We start from the raw sequence: 3,385 nt of genomic DNA on the forward strand, positions 1-3,385 counted from the left end.
TTCACTATGCCACTACACCTAAGCTCCCAGCGGGTCTCGCCGATGTCTTTCGTGCGGTGTTAAAACACGGCGCTCGGGCTAATGGTGGACTCTACTACCAGTTGCAACGTCAAGGCAGCACGGTGTTGTATCGTAAAGATGCGGCGCAAACCTTAGATCACTTAGTGCTCTATATGATTTGCAACACTTGTCTCAGTACGCGTTCGTTCTCACTGAGAGGCACACAGTCACAGATTGGCGAAGTGATTGGTAAAAGCCAATCCACGGTCTCTCGTTGGCTCTCCTTATTGATCCGGTGTGGGTTGCTTCGTCATGCCTTTATTGGGGATAACCTCGCGACCGACCCACGTGGCGGCCTGGTGCACGATAAAAGTGATGGGCAAAAGCGCAATCTCAACAACGTTTATGTATTAACGGACGACTTCGGGACTTTAGTTGGCGGAGAAACCGCTGGAAAGAAACTTTGCCAAGAATTTGAAGCGAAGGATAAGCTTGCGATTCAAGAGGGAGCAGGGAGCCTACCAGCGCGCTTGGCCATCCTGCGTAATACGCTATGGGAAGGCACCATTGAGCGTCGTAACCTGGCGATTGGGGCAGCCAGTACCAAACAGAAAGTTCAACAAACCAATGATCGCTCTAGAGCGCTGAGCCTCGTTGTTAAAAAAATGCTCGATGAAGGGTTAGACCGCACGCTGAGCCAGCAAGAATTCGAGGTGACAGCGAATACCCGCCTTAAACATTTGGGCTTCTCTCCTACCGCTTCACCGCCCGAGCCCCTCGCGGCTTAATCTTCCTACTTTTTCATCCTTTTGCTTCTTCGAAGCGGCTTTCGCACATCCCTCTGCTTACCTAGTTTGAACTTCATCACACTTTCTTAGTCAGACTTTACCTCTATTGTTTCTTTTTTCGACTGATTTTCAGTCTGCGGTGGATAAAACTCTCCCATGGGGAGTGTTTTGTGGGCTTTGTACGTTATCCACACAAAACGGATACTAACTATTGAGATATATAAATACTACGGCGGTGAAAAGTAAATACCCCATTTTATAACTTAAATTCGATACTTTTCTTTCTATTACTAATTTTAAAAATCTGTGGATAGAGTGGATAAACCAAAGCGCCTTAAAGTACCTCCCATTCTTATCGTATCAAGTTCCTCGATAGCCTCACCTGCAGAAGATATCACGATAAGAACGGGCCCCACTTCCACTGACCATCCGGTAGCATGGCGATATACTCCGAAGACATGTTGATATCACCGCCTATGTTACTCGCTACGCTCGCGCATTCTGGCAAGGCGAGGGGCAAGATTTAAGCCATGGTGACTGACAGTGCGACCTTTTTTGTGAAAAGTGCGGTGGTCAATATTTTTCGCTTTGCTCATTCTGTATGTCGTCGCGCGCTCCTCCATGGCCCGATTGCAGTACCTGGCGAGCGTTAAAGGATTGTGGCGTGCGTTAGAGTGGCTTTTGGGAGGGAGGATGGGTAAAAATAAAGAAGTCAGTTTTGAGGGGTTACTTTGATTTAAGTGAATAGGTGATACGCTATCGAGGTACGAATTCAACGCATTGAGTGTTAAGATAATGACATGAAAAAAACAACACCAACCCCACATGATGCGCTTTTTAAGCAGTTTATGACGCATCCAGAAACCGCTAAGGACTTACTGGATATCCACCTACCTGCTCCTCTGCGTGACATCTGTGATTTGACGACGCTCAAGCTCGAATCCGGTAGCTTTATTGAAGAAAGCCTGCGTCCTTACTATTCGGATGTGCTCTATTCTCTCAAAACCTCTCAGGGAGAAGGGTACGTCTATGCGTTAATCGAGCACCAAAGTCGGCCAGATAAGCACATGGCGTTCAGGCTGATGCGTTACGCTATTGCCGCCATGCAGCAACACCTTGAAGCGGGTCATGAGCATTTACCTTTGGTGATACCACTGCAGTTTTACCATGGCAAAATATCGCCTTATCCCTATGATATGAATTGGTTAAAAGGTTTTGCTAATCCAGACCAGGCGAAAGCACTTTATACTCAAGATTTTCCATTGGTCGATGTCACGGTCATCTCCGACGATGACATTATGCAGCATCGCCGTATCGCGTTACTTGAGCTGGTACAAAAGCACGCGAGGCATCGAGATATCATGGATTTCCTTGAGCCTCTGGTCACATTGCTCTTAACCGATTACACTACAGATAAGCAAGTACAGTCATTGATGAGCTATTTACTCCAAGTGGGTGAAACGAACAACCTAGAGGCGTTGATCACGTCGCTGGCCTCATCAGTACCGAAACACGAGGAGACACTTATGACGATTGCAGAACAATTACGCCAACAAGGCGAACAGCGTGGCCGCCAAGAGGGTATTCAGCTAGGTGAAGCAAGAGGCCGCCAAGAGGGTATTCAGCTAGGTGAAGCTAAAGCGCTCAAAGAGATGGCGCGTAAGATGATGCTTAATGGCATGGACCAACAAGCCATTATGGACGTGACTGGATTGAGTAAAGACGAACTCGCTCAACTTTCTCACTAGTCTAGAGAGATGACGTATCAGCCTGCCCGTTTAACGGTAAGGCTAATTTCCGTTTCACTCAGCCCTCATTTTTGACAATACGCCCGTTCGTTTTCTCTTTGCTCCTAACCTTTCTCAAAATTAGGTACAAACGGTATTAAGCCGTTTATAGCCCTAAGTGTTTAGTCAAACATATTTACGAAATAGCTTTCATTAGTCAAAATACTTTACTAAGATAAGTGATTTGGTCAAACATTTTGACTAATAATTTCGGAGGTGTATCAATGAGTTTTGTACCAGACTATAAGCTCTCAGAACTCAGTAAAATGGCTGGGTTTGATACCGTTGACGAATTGGCCATGTACGCATCGACAACGCGCCAGAACTTAGATAATTGGAACAAGTCCCAATCAAAGCAGGGTTTTCTTAGAGTTGTGATTATGGGGGCCAAGGTTTTGAAGGCTCAAGATATTAAGCGCCGAGTGACTATGTCTAGCTAACAAACATCGCCCTATCTAGGTGGTCACTTGTTAATCAAAAACCTTCAGCAATAGGTGGTTATATTTTTTCGTCCCTCCACGAACATTGAAGTTATCCGTCCCACATCCCCTGACTTCATTCTTTTCATCGGCTTTTTTTGGTGTACGTTTTGCCTTCTGCGCACGACTGCAGAGCGGGCAACCGATCTTTTTTACCGTGGCCAGAAAGTTATTGGGTGTTGTATGGAAGGCTCCGTGCTCTGGGCATAATATTTCGACAGGGGTAGAACGATTGACATACTTCATTTTCGAAAAGTCGTACCGCTCACCGTACTTTAGTTTTGCTTTTTGGATAAAGTGATTGGCTCGTTCATGTTTAGCGATTTCAAAG

4 protein-coding genes are annotated in these 3,385 nt (G+C 45.9%); 3 read left to right on the top strand and 1 reads right to left on the bottom strand.

Annotated features, from left to right (window positions below; all coding sequences use genetic code 11):
* The first annotated feature begins 122 nt into the window (after positions 1–122).
* The 3 genes from BCT34_RS06100 to BCT34_RS06110 all read left to right on the top strand — a co-directional run bounded on the left by BCT34_RS06100 (position 123) and on the right by BCT34_RS06110 (position 3,015).
* On the top strand, positions 123–788 hold the full coding sequence (locus BCT34_RS06100; protein WP_241902787.1) for a hypothetical protein: 666 nt from the start codon (positions 123–125) through the stop codon (positions 786–788).
* Between the two features lie 800 nt (positions 789–1,588).
* Entirely contained in the window at positions 1,589–2,536 is a 948-nt protein-coding gene (locus BCT34_RS06105; protein ID WP_076650959.1) for an Rpn family recombination-promoting nuclease/putative transposase, read from the top strand.
* A gap of 263 nt (positions 2,537–2,799) precedes the next feature.
* Positions 2,800–3,015 carry a hypothetical protein gene (locus BCT34_RS06110; protein ID WP_076653018.1) on the top strand — a complete coding sequence of 72 codons (216 nt, stop codon included), beginning with the start codon at positions 2,800–2,802 and terminating at the stop codon, positions 3,013–3,015.
* Between the two features lie 30 nt (positions 3,016–3,045).
* On the opposite strand, the gene BCT34_RS06115 is transcribed toward BCT34_RS06110, so the two are convergent.
* On the bottom strand, positions 3,046–3,385 hold a 340-nt coding region (locus tag BCT34_RS06115), incomplete at its 5' end, for a DUF723 domain-containing protein (RefSeq protein ID WP_076653021.1).

This window comes from Vibrio sp. 10N.261.45.E2, assembly GCF_002875705.1.
GTDB lineage: Bacteria > Pseudomonadota > Gammaproteobacteria > Enterobacterales > Vibrionaceae > Vibrio.